Genomic DNA, 19,117 nt, shown 5'->3' with positions numbered 1-19,117 from the left:
CCAATTCGCCCCAGAACGTTGCGAAGCTAGTGCGCCTTCTCTGTGCCTTTTGAGCCACGAAGAGACTTAACTTCCTCCAGCAGTTCGCGCTCATTGGTAGTCACGTTTCGGAAGATTGCGACAATCATCACCGCCAAGGCTTCGGCAGCCAGGCTTAGAGGGTCAATGTGCTCATCTGCGCAAACCTGATCGAACACGCGTTCACAAATAGCCAAATCGTGAGGGCTGAGGCGGGTGCGATTGAAACGCCGGCGCGACATTTGCGAGCCTTCGAGGCCGCTGCCCGTGCAAAAGAAGCGGGTCTTCGCAAGAAACGCGAGTCATTGAGCGATTGTTCCCGGCTACAAGCTTTGTTAAGCCGCCTGCAGCGGGGGGAGACCAGAACGCTTCCCCATGCGCATCATGGCGCGTGCGACCGGAACTGTGCCTCGACCTTGGCATTTTCCTATCATGGCGAGATGCTTGGCATTCAGGCATTTTCTGACACCCGCCCGAACGGGGCTGGTCGCCATGCGCGGGCCGATTTCGAACGGCTGGACCGTTGGGCTCACGTCAGACACAGTAGCCTGGGGGCAAGACTGCTTCGAACCCTAAACGGCGCCGTCGGCTACCCATTTGACGACGCGGAGGAGCTACGCCTTCCGCCCCTGACAATCGCCATCGCAGCCAGTGCCACCGCGACGACCGAGTTCCAATATTTGAAAACTATTTGAAAACTCTTCCTAGACGGTTTGGCATCATGAACAGTCTTCTTTGGCGGCAGGCGCTCTAGGGTGACCCGAAACTTGGTCAGTGCCGTAACTCGGTACATGTGCTATAGCTAATATTTGGTCGAGAGGGCGACCATGAAAGGGAGGACCAACCATGAAGCCGCATTCCCTCCGCGCCCGCCGTATTGGCCTGCTTATATTCTCGGTGTGTGCTTTCGGGCTGATGACGTCAGCCTCAATGGCCGCAGACAGCAAATTCGCCGTCGAGCCGGTGGTTGAGAAAAGGGTGAAAGAACTGCCCTCCGGACCGTTGTACTGGCGGCTGGATAATCTGCCAACGCTGGCGCAGGCCCAAAGCGCTGCAGGCCCGACCTCGCTTGCGGCGGAGGTCGCAGGCAAGGTCTGGCTGTTCACGCTTGGACCGAAGGATGGCTCTACGACCGGCGGAACCAAGGTTGTCGAGATCGGACCGGTCCCTCCGATCAGCGCAAGCGAGTATTTGCTGCGCGTCAACCGCGCCGGTGGAGCGCCCGGCGTCAAGACGAAGATCCATACGCATCCGGGACCGGAGGCCTTCTATGTGCTGGCCGGCAAGCTCGGCCAGAGAACGCCTTACGGAGTGGCCTATGCTGAAGCTGGTACGGCCATGATCGGACACGGGGCCAACACGCCGATGGAGGTGTTCAGCGCCGGCACAACCGATCTCGATGAGCTGGCGATCTTCGTGGTCGACGCCAATCAGCCGTTCTCGTCGCCGGCCAGCCTCGACTGAGGCGACATTTCCCAGGGTGGTACTTCCGCTCTGTTGCAGACAATCGGTCAACAAGCTGAGAATGTCTGCCCTGGGGTCGAACTCGGGTCCTTCAGGGTGTTGGGTTTTGGCCCCAACGCCATCGGATTGGGTTCGCCTGACCCATAGCCGTCCACTTCCCGCTCGGGGGCGTCGCCATGCCAGCGAGCGTTGCCGCGATCTGACTGGATCGCTTCAGTGTGGTTCGAATGATGCTGGAGTCTGCCCGGGATACTAGCGACCAGTTGGCGCTAACAGGTGCATGCTGAATTCGATGGTGCTGCGAGAGAGGATTGAACTCTCGACCTCTCCCTTACCAAGGGAGTGCTCTACCACTGAGCTACCGCAGCCGCCGATGGCGGGGCTTCTGCCATATCGAACCGGCAAGCGCAAGGCCAAGACAAGGGGCACAAACGGGGCCGGGTTGAAAGGCCGCACCAGGCGATCGTTGCGGACATGGCCGTGCCACAATGTTGGCTATCCCTTGATCCGTACCGGCGGGTCGCCGGGCCGGGGACGGAACGATGAACGACAAGGCAGTTTCTCCGAACAAGCCACCGAAGAAGGATGGTTCCGCGAAAAAGGCAGGAACTGGCCGCAAGGACCGCCTGGCCGAGCAGTTGCGCGCCAATCTGCAGAAGCGCAAGGCGCAATTGCGCTCGCGAAGGACCGGCGACGCCGACCAGCGGCCGGACGGGCTGCAGGCGGCGATGAAAAAAGATTAACGCGAATCGGCTATGTTGGTAGCCGGTATTTTAGCCAAATCAGCGTGGGTCAAAGTGGGGAATAGCCCGTTTCTTGAACCAAGCCGGCCAATGGTCTAGATGGGCGGCAACAGACTCAACCGATTTAAACCGGCCTTATAGCCGAGGGGACGCTCTTCATGGATCGCATCAGAATTGTCGGTGGCAACAAGCTTGCCGGAAGCATCCCGATCTCGGGCGCGAAAAACGCCGCGCTGCCGCTGATGATCGCCGCGCTTTTGACCGACGACACGCTGACGCTGGAAAACGTGCCGCATCTGGCCGATGTCGAGCAGCTAATCCGCATCCTCGGCAATCACGGCGTCGACTACTCGGTCAATGGCCGCCGCGAAAAGCAGCAGGAAGGCTATTCGCGCACCATCACTTTCTCCGCCCGCAACATTGTCGACACGACGGCGCCTTACGAGCTGGTGTCGAAGATGCGGGCCTCGTTCTGGGTGATCGGTCCGTTGCTGGCCCGCATGGGCGAAGCCAAAGTGTCGCTGCCCGGCGGCTGCGCGATCGGCACGCGCCCAGTCGACCTCTTCCTCGAAGGCCTGCAGGCGCTGGGCGCCGATATCGACGTCGACACCGGCTACGTCATCGCCAAGACCAGGAACGGCCGGCTTGTCGGCAACCGTTATGTGTTCCCGAAAGTCTCGGTCGGCGCCACCCATGTGCTGATGATGGCGGCCTCGCTGGCCACGGGCGAGACGGTGCTCGAAAACGCCGCCCGCGAGCCGGAGATCGTCAACCTCGCCGAATGCCTCAACGCCATGGGCGCGAAGATCTCGGGCGCCGGCACGGCGACCATTACCGTCGACGGCGTCGAGGCGCTGTCGGGCGCCCGCGTCAGGGTGATCCCCGACCGTATCGAGACCGGCACCTATGCTATGGCGGTGGCGATGACCGGCGGCGACGTCGTGCTCGAAGGCGCGCGGCCCGACCTGTTGCAGACGGTGCTGGACATCATTTCGCAGACCGGCGCTGAGATCACGCAGACCAATTCCGGCATCCGCGTCAGCCGCAATGGCGCCGGCATTTCACCGGTTGACGTGACGACGGCGCCCTTCCCGGCTTTCCCGACCGATCTGCAGGCGCAGTTCATGGGCCTGATGACGATGGCCAAGGGCAAGTCGCGCATCACCGAGACGATCTTCGAAAACCGCTTCATGCACGTCCAGGAACTCGCCCGGCTCGGCGCCCACATCACGCTGTCCGGCCAGACCGCGATCGTCGACGGGGTGGCGAAGCTGAAGGGCGCGCCGGTCATGGCGACCGATCTTCGCGCCTCGGTGTCGCTGGTCATCGCCGGCCTCGCCGCCGAAGGCGAAACCACGGTCAACCGCGTCTACCATCTCGACCGCGGCTTCGAGCGGCTGGAGGAAAAGCTGTCCGGCTGCGGCGCGGAGATCGAGCGCATTTCGGGCTAGAGCCTTTCCGCAGGGCTTGTGGCGCGGTTGCACGGACCGGAAAGACCGCCTAACAGAAGGCTGAATAGTCCAACCTTCAGGTGTGAAATCCGCATGGCCCTCAAGCTTGTCGCGCTCGACGATCAGGATCTGAGCATCATCTCGGCGCATGTCCAGGATGCCGTCATGAAGGTCAGCGATCTCGAATACCTGCCTTCGGTAAAGCGCTTCGTGCTGACCATGAATCGCTTCGTCTGGGAGGCCAAATCCGGTTTCTTTCGCCAGCACAACGAGCGGCGGCAGGCTGTGCTGCATTTCGACCGGGTGCTCGGCGCCAAGACCAGCGGCATTGCCCGCGACAAGCCCGACGAAGTGCTGTCGCTGCTGGCGATCAGCTTTCTTGCGCTCGACAAGCCGGCCGGCATCGTCGAGCTGATCTTTTCGGGCGGCGGCGCGATCATGCTCGATGTCGAATGCATCGAGGCGCGGCTTGCCGATGTCGGCGGCGCCTGGGAAGCGACGTCGCGCCCGGCCCACAGGGTTTGAGCCGATGGCCATCACGCTTCGCCAGTCCGACGCCGATTTCGAGCAGCGCTTTGCCGCGTTCCTGCTGACCAAGCGGGAAGTCTCGGCCGATGTCGACGCCGTGGTGCGTGAGATCATTGCCAAGGTGCGCGCCGAGGGCGACGCCGCGCTGGTCGACTACACGCAGAAATTCGGCGGCGGCGACCTGGCCGAGCTCGGCATCGCCGTCTCCAGGAACGACATTGCCCAGGCTTACGATGCAGCCGATCCGCAAACGGTCGAGGCGCTGAAATTCGCCCGCGAGCGCATCCGCGCCCATCACCAGCGGCAGCTGCCGCAGGACGACCGCTACACCGATGCCGCCGGCGTCGAGCTCGGCTCGCGCTGGACGGCGATCGAGGCCGCGGGGCTCTATGTGCCGGGCGGCACGGCGAGCTATCCGAGCTCGGTGCTGATGAACGCGGTGCCGGCCAAGGTCGCCGGCGTCGAGCGCATCGCCATGGTGGTGCCGGCCTCCGGCGGCGACGTGCCGCCGCTGGTGCTGGTGGCAGCGGACCTTGCCGGCGTCTCAGAAATCTACCGCGTCGGTGGCGCGCAGGCGATCGCCGCCCTTGCCTTTGGCACCGAAACGATAAAGCCTGTCGCCAAGATCGTCGGCCCTGGCAATGCCTATGTCGCGGCGGCCAAGCGCCAGGTGTTCGGAACGGTCGGCATCGACATGATCGCCGGGCCCTCGGAAGTGCTGGTTGTGGCGGACGGCAGCAACGATCCGGACTGGATCGCCGCCGACCTGCTCGCCCAGGCCGAGCACGACGTATCGTCGCAGTCGATCCTGATCACCGACGATTCTGCCTTTGGCGCAGCGGTCGAACAGGCGGTGGAGCGGCAGTTGCAGAACCTGCCGCGCGGAGAAACGGCGGCGGCGAGCTGGCGCGATTTCGGCGCGGTGATCCTGGTGCCGACGATCGAGGCGGCACTGCCGCTGGTCGACCGCATCGCCGCCGAACATGTCGAGCTTGCCATCGACGACCCCGAAGCTTTCCTGGCGCGAATGCGCAATGCCGGTGCGGTGTTTCTCGGCCGCCACACGCCGGAGGCCATCGGCGACTATGTCGCCGGCTCCAACCACGTGCTGCCGACAGCGCGCTCGGCGCGCTTCTCGTCCGGACTTTCGGTGCTCGATTTCGTCAAGCGCACTTCGGTCCTGAAGCTCGGGCCGGAGCAGTTGCGGGCGCTGGCGCCGGCGGCGATTACGCTCGCCAAGGCGGAAGGCCTCGATGCGCATGGACGCTCCGTCGGCATCCGGCTGAACATGTAGACATGTCCGATTACGACCAAACCCGCGCCAGGCTGATCGATGTCGAGCTCGACGAGACGATCGGCCGCTCGACGCCCGATGTCGAGCATGAGCGGGCGGTGGCGATTTTCGACCTGATCGAGGAGAACCGTTTTCAACCGGTCAATGACGATGGCGCCGGGCCGTACCGACTAAAACTGTCGCTGGCCCAATCCCGGCTGGTTTTCGCCGTGACGCGTGAGGACGGCGCAGCCGTGGTCACCCACATCCTGTCGCTGACGCCGCTCAGGCGCATCGTCAAGGATTACTACATGATCTGCGAAAGCTATTATGATGCCATCCGAACCGCGACGCCCAGCCATATCGAGGCGATCGACATGGGCCGGCGCGGCCTGCACAATGAAGGCTCGCAAACGCTGATGGACCGGCTTGCCGGCAAGATCGAGATTGACTTCGACACGGCGCGCCGGCTGTTCACGCTGGTTTGCGTGCTGCACTGGCGAGGCTGAACTGGCCGCCCCGCTGCCCCGCCCGATCCTGCCCCGCTCGATCCTGTTTGTCTGCGGCATGAACGCAGTGCGCTCGCCGATGGCCGAATTGCTGGCACGCAAGGTGCTCCCGCCCACCACCTTCGTTGCCTCGGCCGGGGTGCGCGGCGGGGAACGCGATCCGTTCGTCGATGCCGTGCTGGCCGAAGAGGGCCTTTCACTGGGCGAACGGCACCCGAGAACGATGGACGACCTCGAGGACGATTATTTCGACCTGATCGTGACGCTGGCGCCGGAAGCCCACCACACCGCGCTCGAGCTCACCCGTTCGCTGGCCGTCGAAGTCGAATATTGGCCGATGCCCGACCCGACCGGCGTCAGCGGCACGCGCGAGCAGATCATGGCTGCCTATCGCGACGTGCGCGAGCGGCTGAAGGCGCGGATCGGCCGGCGTTTTCTCGGCAACGGGGCTGAAAACGCCGCGGATTAAGCATGTTCACAAGCGGACGTTTATCATATAGGTTCCGCGCAACTTTCCGGCCGGGGCGCTGGAAGTACCCATCCAAGCAAAGGTATCGAATGCCGAAGGAAGAAGTCCTCGAGTTTCCGGGTGTCGTGACGGAACTGCTGCCCAACGCGATGTTCAGGGTCAAGCTCGAAAACGAACATGAAATCATCGCCCATACGGCCGGCCGCATGCGCAAGAACCGCATCCGCGTTCTGACCGGCGACAAGGTCCTGGTCGAGATGACGCCCTACGACCTGACCAAGGGCCGCATCACCTACCGCTTCAAGTAAGTTCAAGGACCCGGCCGGGATCGCGATGGGCATTTTGCAGAAGCTCGTGCTTGCCTCGGGTTCGCCACGCCGGATAGAGCTGCTGCAGCAGGCCGGCATCGAGCCGGACCGTGTGCTGCCGGCCGATGTCGACGAGACGCCGCTGCGTGCCGAGCATCCGCGCTCGCTGGCCAAGCGGTTGGCGACGCAGAAGGCCGAGAAGGCGCTGGCCTCGCTGAAGACCGAGACCGACTACGTGCCTACATTCGTGCTGGCCGCCGACACGGTGGTCGCCGTCGGGCGGCGCATCCTGCCCAAGGCCGAGACGCTCGACGACGCCGCCAACTGCCTCGGGCTTTTGTCCGGCCGTTCGCACCGCGTCTATTCCGGCATCTGCCTGATCACGCCAGGCGGCAAGCAGCGTTTGCGGCTGGTCGAGACCAGGGTGCGCTTCAAGCGACTGCCGCGCGAGGAGATCGAGGCCTACATCGCGTCGGGAGAATGGCGCGGCAAGGCCGGCGGCTATGCCGTCCAGGGGCTTGCCGGTGCCTTCGTCGTCAAGCTTGTCGGCTCCTACACCAACGTCGTCGGCCTGCCTCTCTACGAGACGGTGGCGCTGCTCAGCGGCGAAGGGTTCAAGGTGCACGCCAACTGGCTGTTGGGTACGCGGCTATGAGCCCGGACGACAAGGTCACGCCGTTGCGGCCCAAGCGGCCATGCCCGGAATGCGGCAAGCCATCGGCGCGCGAAACTTACCCGTTCTGTTCGACGCGCTGCAAGGACATCGACCTCAACCGCTGGCTGAAGGGGGTCTACGTCATCCCGGGCCGCGACGACGAGGATGAGAACGACGACCAGAAATAGCACCGTCCACCTGCGGTTTTCCACAGGCTTGGGACGGCTTCGCAGCCGCGATCGTGACCGATGATCGGCCTTGCGGACTGCCTGTCGCTTCCCGACTGAAATCAATGTCCAGAACCTGTTCCATCCGGGTAGTGTCGGACGGAACAGGTTTTGGCGTTTTGTCTGAGCATGATCTTTTCCGAAAACCGGATTCCACTTTTCGGGATCATGCTCTAAGCGCTGGACAGGCCGGATTCCCGTGCTATAACCCACGCGCTTTCAAGGGGTGCCGACGGCGCTTTCATGAACCCGGTGTGCAGATTGCCGCCCACTGGGGCAGGCCCAGATAGCTCAGTTGGTAGAGCAGCGGACTGAAAATCCGCGTGTCGGTGGTTCGAATCCGCCTCTGGGCACCATCCACCTCCGGTCCATTCTGGACACATAGGTTACGGTTTATACCGGAGAGATAGGTAACACCCTTGGCCCGAAAGGGTTTTGGGGTGGTTCGAGCCTACATGTCTCATCGTCGAAATAGCCCAGATCATGTCCACGAAGCTGACCAGCCAGATATGGTCCTCGCCCTGTTTGGTGCCCGACGGTCTGGCCGGCGAAGACCTGGCTGAGGTTGATCTTTTTGTCCAAAAACCTCATCCGACTTTTCGGCGGGCATCCAGAAGGCCCGCTGCTGCACTCAGCTCCACCGACTGGGAAACCTTTGCCGAAGTTGACTGTTGTAGCTCCAAGACAGAGGAGAAGGTTGAATGGCTTCCGTCCGATACATCGTTGCGGAGTCGATGAGGCGGCCGCATTCTATCGAGACTATCTCGATTTCAAGATCGAAATGCACAATCCGGGCAAGTTCGCCGCGCTGCTGCGTGACGACTTGACGCTGTATCTCAGCGCCCCAGGTGCGGGGAGCGGTGGTCAGGCGGGCGGCGATCCGAAGCCGGGCGGGTGGAACCGATTTATGATCGTTACGAAGGGACTCGATGTGCTCATTGAGCGGTTGCGTCGGGCTGATGCAAGATTCCGCGGCGACATCAGCGACGGCGGTGCCGGTCGCGCCATCTTGCTCGAGGATCCATCGGGCAACGTCATCGAGCTATTCGAGTTCAAGAAGGACTGAGCTTGAACAAAGCTGGTGGTTGAGGGAATACGAATTCCCGCGATCAATGTGGATTGCCGCGCGTTTGCGAGTTGTTACGCCATAGTTCGACTCAGAACCACGCAGAGGAGCGCGAGCCCAAGCACGACCGTTGTCACGAGGTTGACCCTTTCGGCTTTGGCGATTGCTGTCGCCACGTCGCTGCCTTGGTCTCCTGTTGCAGAGCCCCGGATATTCCCGACCAGGTGGACCCACTTCCTCTCGGCGATCCGATTGGCCGATGCACCGAGAAACAGCGCCAGTATTGCCAAGCCTACGCTCAGCGTTGTCCACACGCCGCGGGCACCGGCCACGTACATCCACACGCGGGTCGCAACCGTCAGAAAGGCCAAGACAGCATAGAAGGGGCCGGTGCCGTAGCGCCGCGCGAGCGTCTGCAGGAATCCGACGCCGGACGGCCCCGCTTGAACGACGGCGGGGCCTATGACCACCACATAAAACACGGCTGCGCCGAACCAAGTCCCGAGCAAGGCAACAAAGATCGGAATCAGTGGGTTGGTCGGTTCCATGATGATATCTCCTTTGTCTCACCCCAGGCCGTTGAAAGGGGAGTTGTCACATCGGATGGGCGTCGTCCGTCATCACTGTGACGGACAGCGATGGGAAAATGTGACAGATGGAACCGGATCAATGGCTGGCAAAGCGCTTCGAAGCTGATCGCACGCATCTGCGGAAGGTTGCATACCGCCTGCTCGGTTCATCGACAGAGGCCGACGATGCAGTGCAAGAAGCGTGGCTGCGCCTCAGCCGCTCAGATGCCCGGAGCGTCGACAATCTTACCGCTTGGCTCACTACAGTCGTTGCGCGCGTCTGCCTCGACATGCTGCGGGCGCGCAAATCACGCGCGGAGACTCTGCAGGCGCTCTCCGCGTGGGGCGCGGATTCGGGAGACGCCGCGGACCTCGACAAGGAATTAGCGATTGCCGATTCGGTCGGCCTTGCGTTGAGTGTCGTACTCGAAAAGCTTGCTCCTGCCGAACGTGTCGCCTTTGTGCTCCACGACGTCTTTGATGTGCCCTTCGAAGAGATTGCCCCTATCGTCGCCCGCACCCCGGTCATGGCGCGGCAACTGGCAAGCCGAGCTCGTCGTCGCATACGGGGTCAGCCCACTGTTTCCGCTGCTGAATTGAACGGGCGGCGGCGGCTTGTGGATGAGTTTCTTAACGCAGTTCGTTCCGGCAACATTGATGCGATCGTGGCCCTCCTCGACCCGGACGTCGTTATCCTTGTTGATTCGTCTGCGGCTCCTGACGGAAGAGCGGTGGAAGCACATGGGTCCACAACAGTTGCGAGGGGGGCTCTTGCCTTCGCGGCACGTACGCAATTCGCGACGCCAATGCTTCTGAACGGGGCGCCAGGGATTGTTGTGGCGCCGACCGGACGTGCGCGATATGCACTGACGATAGACGCGGCAGGGGAGAAAATCCGAGCCATTGAAGTGATCGGCGATCCCGCTCGCCTGAGTCAGATCGATTTTGCCACGCTCAATTCACCAGATTAGCACAAGTCGCGACTTATGATTTGTCGCTACATCCAGCTGCCTGCCGTTGTCGATGGCGTGCGAGAATTATCTGGACCATGGCGCCAGCGACGCCGGTCAAAATGTCGATGAAAACGTCTTCGGCATCTCGGATCCCGCTCTGGCCACAACCTACAGACCGAGGGCGCAGCCGTCCTTGCGCGGTTCAGAACCGCCCAGCAGGGTCCCGTTTGCCCAATCGATGCGAATGGCCTGCGCACCGCCGATCGGGTCCGTGGCAGGAATGATTTCGAAACCGCGTCGGCTAAGTTCAGCTAGGGTTTCGCCAGCAAGCCCGTGTTCGGCCTGGACCTTCATCGTGCCGCTGACGGGGGCGATCCGCGGAAGATCGATCGCCTCCTGCAGATCCATCCCGAAGTCGAGCACTTTCGTCAGCAGGTGCGCATGGCCCATTGCCTGATAGTAGCCACCCATGACGCCGAAAGGCATTTCTGCCCAGCCGCCTCTCGCAAGCATCCCGGGTATGATGGTATGCAAAGGTCGCTTGTTCGGTGCCACTGCATTAGGGTGCCTGGGGTCAAGCGAAAAGCTTTGCCCGCGATTGTGCAAGACGACACCGGAGCGTGGCGAGACCAGGCCCGAGCCAAAGCTGTCGAAGACCGAGTTGATGAAACTGACCGCATTGCGATCCTTGTCGACAACCGAAATATAGACCGTGTCGCTGTGCAGCGGCATATCGAACGCCGGCAGATCCGCGCGGGCGCGCTTTAGGTCAATCATGCCGGCCAGACGATCGGCCCAGGCATTCGACAACATGTCGGCCACCGGGACCTCGGACGCGTCGGGATCGGCGACGAGCAGGTCACGCGCGGCGTAAGCGAGGCGTGTCGCTTCGATTTCCAGGTGAAGCCGGTCCGCGGATTGCGGGTCGCCGTGCGCTTCGAAGCGCGAAAGGATGTTTAGAATGAGCAGCGCGATCACACCCTGGCCGTTCGGCGGACATTCGAACACCTCGCAGCCTCGAAACGCCGCGCTGACCGGGGTCACGTACTCGCCTGTTGCCGAGGCGAAATCTTCGAGTGTGTGCAATCCGCCGAGCCCACGAAGATAGGCGACCATGTCTCCGGCCACAGGGCCAGTGTAGAAGGCCTCTCGTCCCTTCTTGGCGATCAGCCGCAGCGTTGCAGCCAACTCAGGCTGGCGATGCACTTCGCCAACGCCTGGCGCGCGGCCGTTTGGCAGGAAAATCCGTTTGGCGGCTACATCGGAGGCCAGAAGTTCTTCCTCCAACGCCCAGTCACGATGGACCCGCGGTGAAATGGCGTAGCCTTCCTCGGCGAAACGTATAGCGGGGGCCAGGATTTGATCGAAGGGCATATGTCCATGATCAGCGTGCAATCTGGTCCAGGCATCGATGGCTCCCGGGATGGTGACGGAGCCAGGAGAATTACGGGCCACCTCCGCCATGCCACGTTCAAGGAACCAGTCAATTGTCAGGGCGGCGGGTGTCCTGCCCGATCCGTTGTAGGCGATGACCTCGCCGGATCCGTTTCGCGACAGAAGAGCGAAGCAATCGCCTCCAATGCCGGTCGAGGCTGGCTCGACGACACATTGCACCGCGCAGGCTGCGATGGCGGCATCCATGGCGTTGCCGCCGGCCGCCATGATCTCCACCGCCGTCAGGGTCGCCGACGGATGAGAGGTGGCGGCCATGGCCTCGCGTGAAACGACAACCGAGCGCGTTGGTTTCTCAAAATTTCGCATGCTATGCCCTTCTGGTCGTGCTCAAGAGGCGGCGTCGCTCATCGTCGAGGGGCGCTGCCGCAGATGCCGCGACATCCAGTATTCGAGTGCCGCCAAGGCACGGATGATCGCGAAGTTCAAAGTGAGATAAATGGCGCCCGCGCAGATGAAGACTTCAAAGGCGCGGTAGGTCTGGGAGATCAATCCCTGGGCAATTCCAGTCACCTCCATCAAGGTTACGATGGAAGCCAGAGACGTGCCCTTGACCATCAGGATGATTTCATTGCCGTAACTCGGCAGCGCCTGGCGAAAGGCCAGCGGCAGGATAACGTGCCGATAGGTCAAATAGCTGGACAAGCCGACAGACCGGGCCGCCTCGACAAGGCCGCGTGGCACCGATTGAATCGCGCCGCGGAGGATTTCGCTGCCATAGGCGGTGGTGTTGAGTGTCAGCGCGATGATTGCGCACCAGTAGGGTTCGCGGAAAACGGCCCATAATCCAATTGCCGACAGTTGGTGCCGGAACTGACCAAGGCCATAATAGGTCAGAAAAATCTGCACCAGCAGGGGCGTCCCCCTGAACACGGCAACGAAGCCACGGATCGGCAGGACGACGAAGGGCGATTCCGATTGCTGGGCAAGCGCCAACGTGACGGCAAGAACGAAGCCGGCAACGATGGAAGTCAGGGCCAGTTCCATCGTGAGCGGCAGGCCGGCGAGTAGTTTCGGCAGGATTTCGAGGAAAAACCTGAAATCTATCATGCCGACCGGACGCGCCACGGCGCCTTTCGTTCCAGACGGTAAAAGGCATTGCCCGTGACGGAAGCGATAGCCAGATAGAGCAAGGCTGCAGCAATGTAGAAGATGAACGGTTCACGGGTCGAACCGGCGGCGATCTGTGCCTGGCGCATCAGTTCAACGAGGCCGATTACCGATATCAGCGACGAGTCCTTCAGAACCAATTGCCACACATTGCCGAGGCCTGGCAGCGCGTATCTCAGGAGCTGGGGAAAAATAATCTGGCGCAGCCGCTGCAGCCGGTTGAGACCAAGCGCGCAAGCGGCATCGTGCTGTCCCTGGTCGATGGCGACGTAAGCCCCTCGATAGACCTCGGCTTGATAGGCGCCCGAGATGATTGCGATAGCCAAGGTTCCAGTGGCAAAGGCCGGAACGCCGACGAATCCGGACCCTCCCAGGCTATGACCAAGCGAGGTCAGGGCGACACTACCGCCATAGTAAAGCAGATAAATGGTCAGAAGGTCGGGCACGCCCCTGAAAACCGTGCAATAGCCAAGGGCCAAGAACCTTAGCAGTTGGGAGTTGTGGAGACGCCCGGCCGCTGCCAGCCCGCCAAATACAGCGCCAAGCGCAAAGCCCAGCACAGAGAGAAGCAGTGTGACCGAGGCCGCCATGAGAAGAGCAGCCCCCCAACCTCCGTTCTGGAAACCAAGCAGCCGGAATGCGTCAACCATTAATACCCCCGGCAGGACGAACGGCTCAGCTCCGAAACGGGTCAGGAATGGCCGTTCGCCGGCAAGCGCCTACTTGACTGGAGTGACGTCGCTCTTGAGCCATTTAAGCGACAGGGTTTTGATGGTGCCGTCGGCGGTCGCGGCGTCGATGGCGCCGTTGAGCATGTCTTTCAGCTTGGTGTCCTCTTTGCGGATACCGGCCCCGGAGCCAAGACCGAAGAGACCCCCGACAAATCCTGGTCCTGCAAGCGTATAGTCGCTGAACTCCGGTTTGCTCAGCGTGGCAGCCAGCGCTGTCTGCTGTGCGAAGAGCGCGTCGATGCGACCCGCGGCGAGATCGAGATCGTGTTGCTCGGTGGTCTTGTATTCGCGAATCTCGGCGACGTCCGAGAAGTATTTTTTCACAAATTCCAGGTTTGCCGTCGCAGCCTGAACTCCAATGATCTTTCCCTTCAGCAATGGCTTGAGCCTGTCGATTGCCGCCTGCGCAGAGGCTTCGTTGTCCAGCTTGAAGCGCTCGTTGGAAATGCCGAGCTTGCCCAGTTCGCTATCCTTGGCGACCGCGAAACCTGAGGGATCCACCGCATATGGCTGGGTAAAATCGATGACCTTCAGACGTTTTTCAGTGATGAACATGCTCGCCATGATCACGTCGAACTTGCCGACGGTCAGCGCGGGGATCATGCCGTCCCAATCCTGTGCGACTATCTTGCACTCGATCTTCATTCGCCCGCACAGATCATTGGCCAGATCGACCTCGAAGCCGTCCAGTTTGCCGTCGGCCGTTGTGAAGTTCCAAGGCGCGTAGGCACCTTCGGTGGCAATGGTAATTGCCTTTGGCGTTTCTTGTGCGACAGCGGCCTGGACCAGGCCGAACAGGACCGACGCAATGGCTGCGATGCGGCTAATTTTCATGTGAATCTCCTCTTTTGCCGGTATGGCAGTTCCCTTTCGTCGTGCCGGATTATCTTCCGGCTTCAACGATTTAGATGGTATTCCTAGCGGCGGCCGGGACTTGCAAAGCTAGCCAGAAGCGGCGCTGTCTCGACGATATGATCCCGCATGACGATCTCTGCCTTGCCGGCATCACCTGACCGCAACACCTCGATCAGGATCTCGTGCTCGGCGCGCGCGCTGGCGGGTTTGTCGACATAGTCGAACCAGATGCGCAGGTAGGGCTCGATCACGACGTGCAGGCTGGCAATCTGCCGGACCAGCTTGGGTCTGTTGCTCAATTGGCAAATCTGCAGATGGAAGGCCTGATGGCGCACGACCCAGTCGCTGCTGCCGGTCTGGCTGGCGCGCTCCATCCGGTCGAGCTGGCGTTCCAGTTCTTCAAGCACTTCGACATCGATGTGCGGCATGGCAAGCCTCACCGCCAGCCCTTCGAGCACCGAGCGTATTTCAAAGGTTTCCTAGATCTCATCGAGGGTAAGCCCGGCGACGATGCAGCCACGGTTCGGGCGAATGACCACAAGACCTTCCGCGGCCAGTTGGCGGAATGCTTCGCGAACCGGCATGCGGCTCATGCCGATTTCCGTCGCGATCTCTTCCGGGATCAGCCGGTCCCCGGCCCGGTAACGCCCCATCCTCAGGGCCCGCTGAATGTGGCGATAAGCCTCCTCCTCGGCGGTCGTGATACCCAACGGCTCGATTGCGTCTGCTGCCACGTCCTTGGTCCGCTCAAAGCGTATCTGTGTATCCACTTATCCAGTTGTCGAGACCTGTGTCAAGCACCGAAGCTTGCGCGCGTTAGAATTTCTGTTGTGAGAATAAGCACTTGATCGGGGAAATCGGGCAAGCGCACCGTGGTGAGCTAAGCCGCTGATCGGCCGCTTTCGACGCCCGCGCGTCGGAAACCTTCAACGCCACCGAACTTTACAAAAAGGCCCGCCGCTCCATTTGCGAAGCGGCGAGGCCCCATATTCGGGGACGATCGCCGGAGTGTTCCCCGGCATTGCTTCCAGTGCAATTCAGGTGCCAGAATTGTTGACCCAAAACGGGTCACCGCACCGGAGGCGCGAGCGCGGACATTCCGCGATCACGCTACTGCCGCGCATTGCCATTCCTGCTACGTTATTTTGCGGCGGACCTGATTTTTCCGCCTGGCCGGCGCTCGATCAGGCAACTTACCCCAACGCGCCCCCCAGTGGCGCCGGCCATTTTCACAACCTTGGAGCGCGGGTGGGCCGGCGCCGTTAGGCTCTCAGCACCTATGGCAATCCGCCAGCGAGCCGCTTTGTCCAGCCTGCAACCATCAGTCCGCACGCAATTCCCACGCAGTCGGCGATCCAGTCGAACAGATCCGGGTCGCGCCCTATCAGTTGCACGGCCTGAAGCCCCTCGATCGCTGCGCCCGTGATAACGAGCAGTACGATCAGCTTCGCCTTGCGTTCCGGCCAGCCGAGACTTCCGAGAGCCGCCAGGACGACGAAGGCGGCGGCGTGATTGAGCTTGTCGTGATCAAACGTGAAAGCCAGGCCAAGACCCAGCAGGAGCTGCTCCGGCAAAAGGGCGAACAGCAGAACGCCGGCAAACGCGGCCGGAAAGGCAATCCTTGCCACGATCTGATAGGAATCCAGGCGCAACAAGGATAAAATGGCCTTTCGTCCGAAATCTGCGGGGGAACACCACCGGCCAGAGCGAGCGCGGCGTCCAATTTCCGCCGTCCGGGCGTCCGGTGCATCGTCAGAATGAATGAATGCCTCGGGTCAGCCGCCGCACAGGCCGGGCTCGTGGCGAGTGCAATAGGCCAGCGGTAGCTTCCGCGATCACGCAATTCCCTGCCGCGCTGACCCGGCTACTATCTGGCTGCGGCGGACCTGACTTCCGCTTGGCCGGCGCTGCGTCGGGGCACCTTACCCATGCCACACGAATCGGCGCCGGCCAGAATTCCACCGATTGCGCAAAGGGGTTAAAAGCCCGCCGCCCTGTCGGACGACGGGCTCCGTTGCCTGGGCGCCAGGGCGCCGCGGTAGCGACCGATGGTACGAATGCTCCCGCAGGTCTCCAATATGCTGCTGCCGAACGGCGTTGCGCATCGGCTAAACAAACGAAGCCCGCGCCTCTGGCGGAGGGCGCGGGCCGACCGGGTTTGCACCCGATCTGCAGCAGAAACCCGGGAGGTTCCCGCTGCTTAGGATAACAATTAGAGACTACTAATGTTCCGGTCTAGGGAAGATGCGGCTGCGCCAGAAACCTCATGGTCGGCGCGATGACGATCGAGGCGTCAGTTCGTGCGCAAGTCGATCTGGAAAATACGCTCGTCGAAATGCCGCGTTTCGACGGCAAAGGTCAAAGCCACTTCAAGGATCAGGCCGCCACGGTCGTCCCGGACCTTGACTGCAATCCTGCGGTGAGGAAGGCCATCCCTGGCCATCTCGGCCAATGTGCGAAGGGCTTCTTTCCTGACCAGCGGGAAATCGTCATATAACGTTCCCTGATCGTCGGAATAGACGATTCCGTCTTCATCGGAATCAAAGAAGCAGTGGGGCATTGCGCTTGGCCGAAGCTCGGCATCCGGGAACGTTGTCGGCAGATCGCCGCGATCTCGGCCAATCGCGATCAGTGCCTCTCCACCGTTGGCTTCGCCACCATCTCACTTGCGCTCGCGCAATGCCTTCACCGCCTGCGAGAGGATCATCCGGTCGCCGCCGGTCCTTTTGATCAGCTTGCTCACCTGGCTGGGCGAAACACCATTTTCCCGCGCGAAATATTCGACCTCGTAATACTCATCCACCGAAACACGCTTGCGGTCGCTGAAGTCTCGCTTGCTCTTGTCGTCGGCCATTTCTGTTCTCCTCGCCCCTTCTCTTCGCTTCAGGGGGTCAGCTTTGATGCACGCAGCAATTTGAGGGTTCGCTCGCCACAAGGTGACGGGCGAACCTATCGGCGCAGGAAGGGACAGGCTGCGCAGCTGCCGGGTTGGATCGGAATGGAAACAGCCAAGATCCGTGTGAGCAACCGTCGACTTTTCCATGGAATCCTCCCGGAACGTGCAGCCAGCAACGGCTACGCGCCGCCACGGTTCCGGGTCACGCGGCAAACCCACCCTTTGCGCGCAAGGATCAGACTTAGGTCCTGCGGCAACACGTCGGTTGGTCCCTGCCGGGCGGGACCGAAGCCCCGTCGACGGAACGTTTTCAGCTGCCTTACGTTCGAGTGAGCCTTGGCGCGAAGAGCGGACCGAGTTCGCAAAGGAGACGACCATGAGAATGCATTTATCCACCGCAGTGGCGGGATTTCTGCTACTGGCAGGCGTCGGAGCCGTTGCGGCGCAAGACGTCGTCATCGAGCCGGAGCAGGAAACGGTCATCAAGGAGTATGTGAAGAAGCAGCCGCTGGCCTCGGTGAAAATCCCTGGGGTGGAGCTCAATATCGGCTCAACGCTTCCCGATACCGTCGAGCTTCATGAGGTCCCCAACGTCAAATACCGCTATGTCGTCATCGACAACCGCACCGTCGTCGTCGACCCCGGCACGCGCAAGATCGTCAAGATCGTCGAGTGACGTGAAAACTCGGGCAGCCGTCACCCGCCGCTCAGAATGAGCGGCGGGTGACGTTTGCGTTAGGCGGCTCCGCGGCGTCGTCGCTCGGCAGGAACCCGCCGTACCGTGGACGGCCGGGGGGCCTCACAGGCAGTTTCAATGCGAACAATCAGCAGACTTTTCGATTCCCATGACCAGGCAGCGCGTGCCGTCGAAACGCTTCAGGCAGCAGGAATTGCGCGCCACCAGATCAGCGTCATCGGACCCTACGATGATGAAATCGGCGTCGTCTTGCGCGGTCCAGGCAGCGGTTCCGCCCTTGGCGCAGCGGCGGGTTTGTTGGCCGGCCTCGGCGCCTTTGATATCCCAGGCATCGATCCCGTCGGCGCGGGATGGCTGGCATCGGCCCTCGTCGGCGCAGCCTTGGGCTGCGTTGCCGGCAGGCTTTTCGACACATCGTCCGCTAGCGGCAAGCAGCCAGGCCGGCGGGATGCCGAACAGGGTGTGATCCTGGTGCTGGCGCATGTCGATGAAAGACAGGCCGACGCCGCACAGGCGGTGCTTGGAGCTTCCGTTCAGGCGATGCAGTCTTTGGCCAGGGCGGCCTGAAGATTCAACTCCTGCAAAGCGCTTGACCAGACCGCACAGCGGGGCGATCAAGGCACGCACCCAAAAATCTCTGGCAAGCCGCCGCGAGAAAGTGTTGAACACCGTGCCAATCACATTCGGCGAGCGGTTGCGCTCGGCGAGGCTTGATGATTTGCTGTCGGTTTGCGGAGAACGAATGATGCATGAGCCTGTCGGTCAAGACGAATATGGGTCGACCAGCCCGTTCGATCCGGACGATCTGTCGAGGTTGAACGCAATCGGCCCGAGCGCCGGCAGCAACGATTTCGAAAAATACGCAGTCGCCGTGATCATCGTGTTCGGCGCCCTGATCATCGGCGGCCTGATGGCTGCCGGCTTGAGCTTCGGGCGCCGCAGCACCTTCTTTTTCGCGCTTGGCGGCGCCACCGCGGCATGGATCTCCGGCAATGCGCTTCTGCTCGACCGGCCGCGCCTCTACGCGCTGTTCGTCGGCATCGCGGCGCTGATGCTGATTGCGTCGACGATCGCGCTGGTCACCTGAAGCAAGGCGCAATCTTCTTGTTGACCATGATCTTATCCGAAACCGGTTCCCACTTT

26 protein-coding genes and 2 tRNA genes are annotated in these 19,117 nt (G+C 61.7%); 17 read left to right on the top strand and 11 right to left on the bottom strand.

The features are described from left to right. Positions 1-167 precede the first annotated feature (167 nt). Positions 168-713, top strand: a complete 546-nt coding sequence (locus NKI79_RS06670; protein ID WP_352800577.1) for a hypothetical protein — start codon at positions 168-170, stop codon at positions 711-713. A gap of 151 nt (positions 714-864) precedes the next feature. Next, on the top strand, positions 865-1,482 hold the full coding sequence (locus NKI79_RS06665; protein WP_352800575.1) for a cupin domain-containing protein: 618 nt from the start codon (positions 865-867) through the stop codon (positions 1,480-1,482). Positions 1,483-1,775: 293 nt separating this feature from the next. Here the strand turns inward: NKI79_RS06665 and NKI79_RS06660 are convergent. Next, positions 1,776-1,850: transfer RNA gene (locus NKI79_RS06660), tRNA-Thr, on the bottom strand. 174 nt (positions 1,851-2,024) lie between these two features. Between NKI79_RS06660 and NKI79_RS06655 the strand changes: the two genes are divergently transcribed. From NKI79_RS06655 to NKI79_RS06605, 11 genes are all read left to right on the top strand, one after another. Continuing rightward, positions 2,025-2,225: a hypothetical protein gene (locus tag NKI79_RS06655; RefSeq protein WP_352475882.1), complete on the top strand. Its 201-nt coding sequence runs from the start codon at positions 2,025-2,027 to the stop codon at positions 2,223-2,225. A 158-nt stretch (positions 2,226-2,383) separates the two neighbouring features. Next, complete coding sequence (murA, locus tag NKI79_RS06650; protein WP_352800573.1) at positions 2,384-3,676, top strand: UDP-N-acetylglucosamine 1-carboxyvinyltransferase; 1,293 nt, start codon at positions 2,384-2,386, stop codon at positions 3,674-3,676. 93 nt (positions 3,677-3,769) lie between these two features. Continuing rightward, positions 3,770-4,201 carry a DUF2948 family protein gene (locus NKI79_RS06645; protein WP_254820565.1) on the top strand — a complete coding sequence of 144 codons (432 nt, stop codon included), beginning with the start codon at positions 3,770-3,772 and terminating at the stop codon, positions 4,199-4,201. Positions 4,202-4,205: 4 nt separating this feature from the next. After that, positions 4,206-5,498, top strand: a complete 1,293-nt coding sequence (hisD, locus tag NKI79_RS06640; RefSeq protein WP_352800571.1) for a histidinol dehydrogenase — start codon at positions 4,206-4,208, stop codon at positions 5,496-5,498. Positions 5,499-5,500: 2 nt separating this feature from the next. Further along, positions 5,501-5,986 (top strand): UPF0262 family protein, encoded by a 486-nt coding sequence (locus tag NKI79_RS06635; protein WP_352475885.1) that lies wholly within the window; start codon positions 5,501-5,503, stop codon positions 5,984-5,986. A 1-nt stretch (position 5,987) separates the two neighbouring features. Further along, a complete protein-coding gene (locus NKI79_RS06630) occupies positions 5,988-6,455 on the top strand; it encodes an arsenate-mycothiol transferase ArsC (RefSeq protein ID WP_292663983.1) in 468 nt (155 codons plus the stop codon). Positions 6,456-6,544: 89 nt separating this feature from the next. Continuing rightward, positions 6,545-6,763 (top strand): translation initiation factor IF-1, encoded by a 219-nt coding sequence (gene infA, locus NKI79_RS06625; RefSeq protein WP_006200926.1) that lies wholly within the window; start codon positions 6,545-6,547, stop codon positions 6,761-6,763. Positions 6,764-6,788: 25 nt separating this feature from the next. Then, the gene (locus tag NKI79_RS06620) at positions 6,789-7,418 is read left to right on the top strand and encodes a Maf-like protein (protein ID WP_352800569.1); all 630 of its coding nucleotides are present in this window, start codon (positions 6,789-6,791) and stop codon (positions 7,416-7,418) included. Beyond that, positions 7,415-7,606 carry a DNA gyrase inhibitor YacG gene (gene yacG / locus NKI79_RS06615; RefSeq protein WP_023677402.1) on the top strand — a complete coding sequence of 64 codons (192 nt, stop codon included), beginning with the start codon at positions 7,415-7,417 and terminating at the stop codon, positions 7,604-7,606. The genes NKI79_RS06620 and yacG overlap by 4 nt, the downstream gene beginning before the upstream one ends. Before the next feature lie 319 nt (positions 7,607-7,925). Further along, positions 7,926-8,001, top strand: a tRNA-Phe gene (locus tag NKI79_RS06610). Between the two features lie 341 nt (positions 8,002-8,342). Next, positions 8,343-8,711, top strand: coding sequence for a VOC family protein (locus NKI79_RS06605; protein ID WP_352800567.1), 369 nt, complete (start codon positions 8,343-8,345; stop codon positions 8,709-8,711). 74 nt (positions 8,712-8,785) lie between these two features. Here NKI79_RS06605 and NKI79_RS06600 read toward each other — a convergent pair whose 3' ends face one another. Continuing rightward, the gene (locus NKI79_RS06600; protein WP_352800565.1) at positions 8,786-9,259 is read right to left on the bottom strand and encodes a hypothetical protein; all 474 of its coding nucleotides are present in this window, start codon (positions 9,257-9,259) and stop codon (positions 8,786-8,788) included. A gap of 107 nt (positions 9,260-9,366) precedes the next feature. Here NKI79_RS06600 and NKI79_RS06595 point away from each other — a divergent pair, with 107 nt between their 5' ends. After that, positions 9,367-10,251, top strand: a complete 885-nt coding sequence (locus NKI79_RS06595; RefSeq protein WP_352800563.1) for a sigma-70 family RNA polymerase sigma factor — start codon at positions 9,367-9,369, stop codon at positions 10,249-10,251. A 150-nt stretch (positions 10,252-10,401) separates the two neighbouring features. On the opposite strand, the gene ggt is transcribed toward NKI79_RS06595, so the two are convergent. The 9 genes from ggt to NKI79_RS06550 form a co-directional block, all read right to left on the bottom strand. Continuing rightward, positions 10,402-11,994 carry a gamma-glutamyltransferase gene (gene ggt, locus NKI79_RS06590; RefSeq protein ID WP_352800561.1) on the bottom strand — a complete coding sequence of 531 codons (1,593 nt, stop codon included), beginning with the start codon at positions 11,992-11,994 and terminating at the stop codon, positions 10,402-10,404. 21 nt (positions 11,995-12,015) lie between these two features. Further along, positions 12,016-12,735 carry an ABC transporter permease gene (locus tag NKI79_RS06585; protein WP_352800613.1) on the bottom strand — a complete coding sequence of 240 codons (720 nt, stop codon included), beginning with the start codon at positions 12,733-12,735 and terminating at the stop codon, positions 12,016-12,018. Further along, a complete protein-coding gene (locus NKI79_RS06580; protein ID WP_352800560.1) occupies positions 12,732-13,445 on the bottom strand; it encodes an ABC transporter permease in 714 nt (237 codons plus the stop codon). Before NKI79_RS06580 ends, NKI79_RS06585 begins: the two co-directional genes overlap by 4 nt. 69 nt (positions 13,446-13,514) lie before the next feature. Then, the gene (locus NKI79_RS06575; RefSeq protein WP_254820023.1) at positions 13,515-14,360 is read right to left on the bottom strand and encodes a transporter substrate-binding domain-containing protein; all 846 of its coding nucleotides are present in this window, start codon (positions 14,358-14,360) and stop codon (positions 13,515-13,517) included. Positions 14,361-14,443: 83 nt separating this feature from the next. Beyond that, positions 14,444-14,848 carry a GntR family transcriptional regulator gene (locus tag NKI79_RS06570; RefSeq protein WP_352800612.1) on the bottom strand — a complete coding sequence of 135 codons (405 nt, stop codon included), beginning with the start codon at positions 14,846-14,848 and terminating at the stop codon, positions 14,444-14,446. 12 nt (positions 14,849-14,860) lie between these two features. Continuing rightward, positions 14,861-15,115: a GntR family transcriptional regulator gene (locus tag NKI79_RS06565; RefSeq protein WP_352800558.1), complete on the bottom strand. Its 255-nt coding sequence runs from the start codon at positions 15,113-15,115 to the stop codon at positions 14,861-14,863. 543 nt (positions 15,116-15,658) lie between these two features. Beyond that, positions 15,659-16,036, bottom strand: coding sequence for a VanZ family protein (locus NKI79_RS06560; protein ID WP_352800556.1), 378 nt, complete (start codon positions 16,034-16,036; stop codon positions 15,659-15,661). A gap of 638 nt (positions 16,037-16,674) precedes the next feature. Continuing rightward, positions 16,675-16,941: a DUF6894 family protein gene (locus tag NKI79_RS33210; RefSeq protein ID WP_502894180.1), complete on the bottom strand. Its 267-nt coding sequence runs from the start codon at positions 16,939-16,941 to the stop codon at positions 16,675-16,677. 102 nt (positions 16,942-17,043) lie between these two features. Further along, positions 17,044-17,235, bottom strand: coding sequence for a DUF3606 domain-containing protein (locus NKI79_RS06550; RefSeq protein WP_254820019.1), 192 nt, complete (start codon positions 17,233-17,235; stop codon positions 17,044-17,046). Positions 17,236-17,653: 418 nt separating this feature from the next. Here NKI79_RS06550 and NKI79_RS06545 point away from each other — a divergent pair, with 418 nt between their 5' ends. The 3 genes from NKI79_RS06545 (at position 17,654) to NKI79_RS06535 (ending at position 19,061) form a co-directional block, all read left to right on the top strand. Next, entirely contained in the window at positions 17,654-17,953 is a 300-nt protein-coding gene (locus tag NKI79_RS06545; protein ID WP_352475896.1) for a DUF1236 domain-containing protein, read from the top strand. A gap of 138 nt (positions 17,954-18,091) precedes the next feature. Beyond that, complete coding sequence (locus NKI79_RS06540; protein ID WP_352475897.1) at positions 18,092-18,541, top strand: hypothetical protein; 450 nt, start codon at positions 18,092-18,094, stop codon at positions 18,539-18,541. Between the two features lie 175 nt (positions 18,542-18,716). Then, positions 18,717-19,061: a hypothetical protein gene (locus NKI79_RS06535; RefSeq protein ID WP_352475898.1), complete on the top strand. Its 345-nt coding sequence runs from the start codon at positions 18,717-18,719 to the stop codon at positions 19,059-19,061. Positions 19,062-19,117: the final 56 nt, after the last annotated feature.

It is taken from the genome of Mesorhizobium sp. M0340 (genome assembly GCF_040321535.1).
Classification (GTDB): domain Bacteria; phylum Pseudomonadota; class Alphaproteobacteria; order Rhizobiales; family Rhizobiaceae; genus Mesorhizobium.
The sequence above is the reverse complement of the archived record's forward strand: the minus strand, read 5'-3'. Positions and strand labels throughout refer to the sequence as shown.

What these genes read in the sequence shown, in the direction of transcription:
- NKI79_RS06665 (WP_352800575.1), top strand. Translation starts at nt 865, where the DNA reads ATGAAGCCGCATTCCCTCCGCGCCCGCCGTATTGGCCTGCTTATATTC.
- NKI79_RS33210 (WP_502894180.1), bottom strand. Translation starts at nt 16,941, where the DNA reads ATGCCCCACTGCTTCTTTGATTCCGATGAAGACGGAATCGTCTATTCC.
- infA (WP_006200926.1), top strand. Translation starts at nt 6,545, where the DNA reads ATGCCGAAGGAAGAAGTCCTCGAGTTTCCGGGTGTCGTGACGGAACTG.
- NKI79_RS06645 (WP_254820565.1), top strand. Translation starts at nt 3,770, where the DNA reads ATGGCCCTCAAGCTTGTCGCGCTCGACGATCAGGATCTGAGCATCATC.
- NKI79_RS06575 (WP_254820023.1), bottom strand. Translation starts at nt 14,360, where the DNA reads ATGAAAATTAGCCGCATCGCAGCCATTGCGTCGGTCCTGTTCGGCCTG.
- NKI79_RS06600 (WP_352800565.1), bottom strand. Translation starts at nt 9,259, where the DNA reads ATGGAACCGACCAACCCACTGATTCCGATCTTTGTTGCCTTGCTCGGG.
- NKI79_RS06655 (WP_352475882.1), top strand. Translation starts at nt 2,025, where the DNA reads ATGAACGACAAGGCAGTTTCTCCGAACAAGCCACCGAAGAAGGATGGT.
- ggt (WP_352800561.1), bottom strand. Translation starts at nt 11,994, where the DNA reads ATGCGAAATTTTGAGAAACCAACGCGCTCGGTTGTCGTTTCACGCGAG.
- NKI79_RS06535 (WP_352475898.1), top strand. Translation starts at nt 18,717, where the DNA reads ATGATGCATGAGCCTGTCGGTCAAGACGAATATGGGTCGACCAGCCCG.
- hisD (WP_352800571.1), top strand. Translation starts at nt 4,206, where the DNA reads ATGGCCATCACGCTTCGCCAGTCCGACGCCGATTTCGAGCAGCGCTTT.
- NKI79_RS06550 (WP_254820019.1), bottom strand. Translation starts at nt 17,235, where the DNA reads ATGGCCGACGACAAGAGCAAGCGAGACTTCAGCGACCGCAAGCGTGTT.
- NKI79_RS06580 (WP_352800560.1), bottom strand. Translation starts at nt 13,445, where the DNA reads ATGGTTGACGCATTCCGGCTGCTTGGTTTCCAGAACGGAGGTTGGGGG.
- NKI79_RS06620 (WP_352800569.1), top strand. Translation starts at nt 6,789, where the DNA reads ATGGGCATTTTGCAGAAGCTCGTGCTTGCCTCGGGTTCGCCACGCCGG.
- murA (WP_352800573.1), top strand. Translation starts at nt 2,384, where the DNA reads ATGGATCGCATCAGAATTGTCGGTGGCAACAAGCTTGCCGGAAGCATC.
- yacG (WP_023677402.1), top strand. Translation starts at nt 7,415, where the DNA reads ATGAGCCCGGACGACAAGGTCACGCCGTTGCGGCCCAAGCGGCCATGC.
- NKI79_RS06635 (WP_352475885.1), top strand. Translation starts at nt 5,501, where the DNA reads ATGTCCGATTACGACCAAACCCGCGCCAGGCTGATCGATGTCGAGCTC.
- NKI79_RS06595 (WP_352800563.1), top strand. Translation starts at nt 9,367, where the DNA reads ATGGAACCGGATCAATGGCTGGCAAAGCGCTTCGAAGCTGATCGCACG.
- NKI79_RS06585 (WP_352800613.1), bottom strand. Translation starts at nt 12,735, where the DNA reads ATGATAGATTTCAGGTTTTTCCTCGAAATCCTGCCGAAACTACTCGCC.
- NKI79_RS06545 (WP_352475896.1), top strand. Translation starts at nt 17,654, where the DNA reads ATGAGAATGCATTTATCCACCGCAGTGGCGGGATTTCTGCTACTGGCA.
- NKI79_RS06540 (WP_352475897.1), top strand. Translation starts at nt 18,092, where the DNA reads ATGCGAACAATCAGCAGACTTTTCGATTCCCATGACCAGGCAGCGCGT.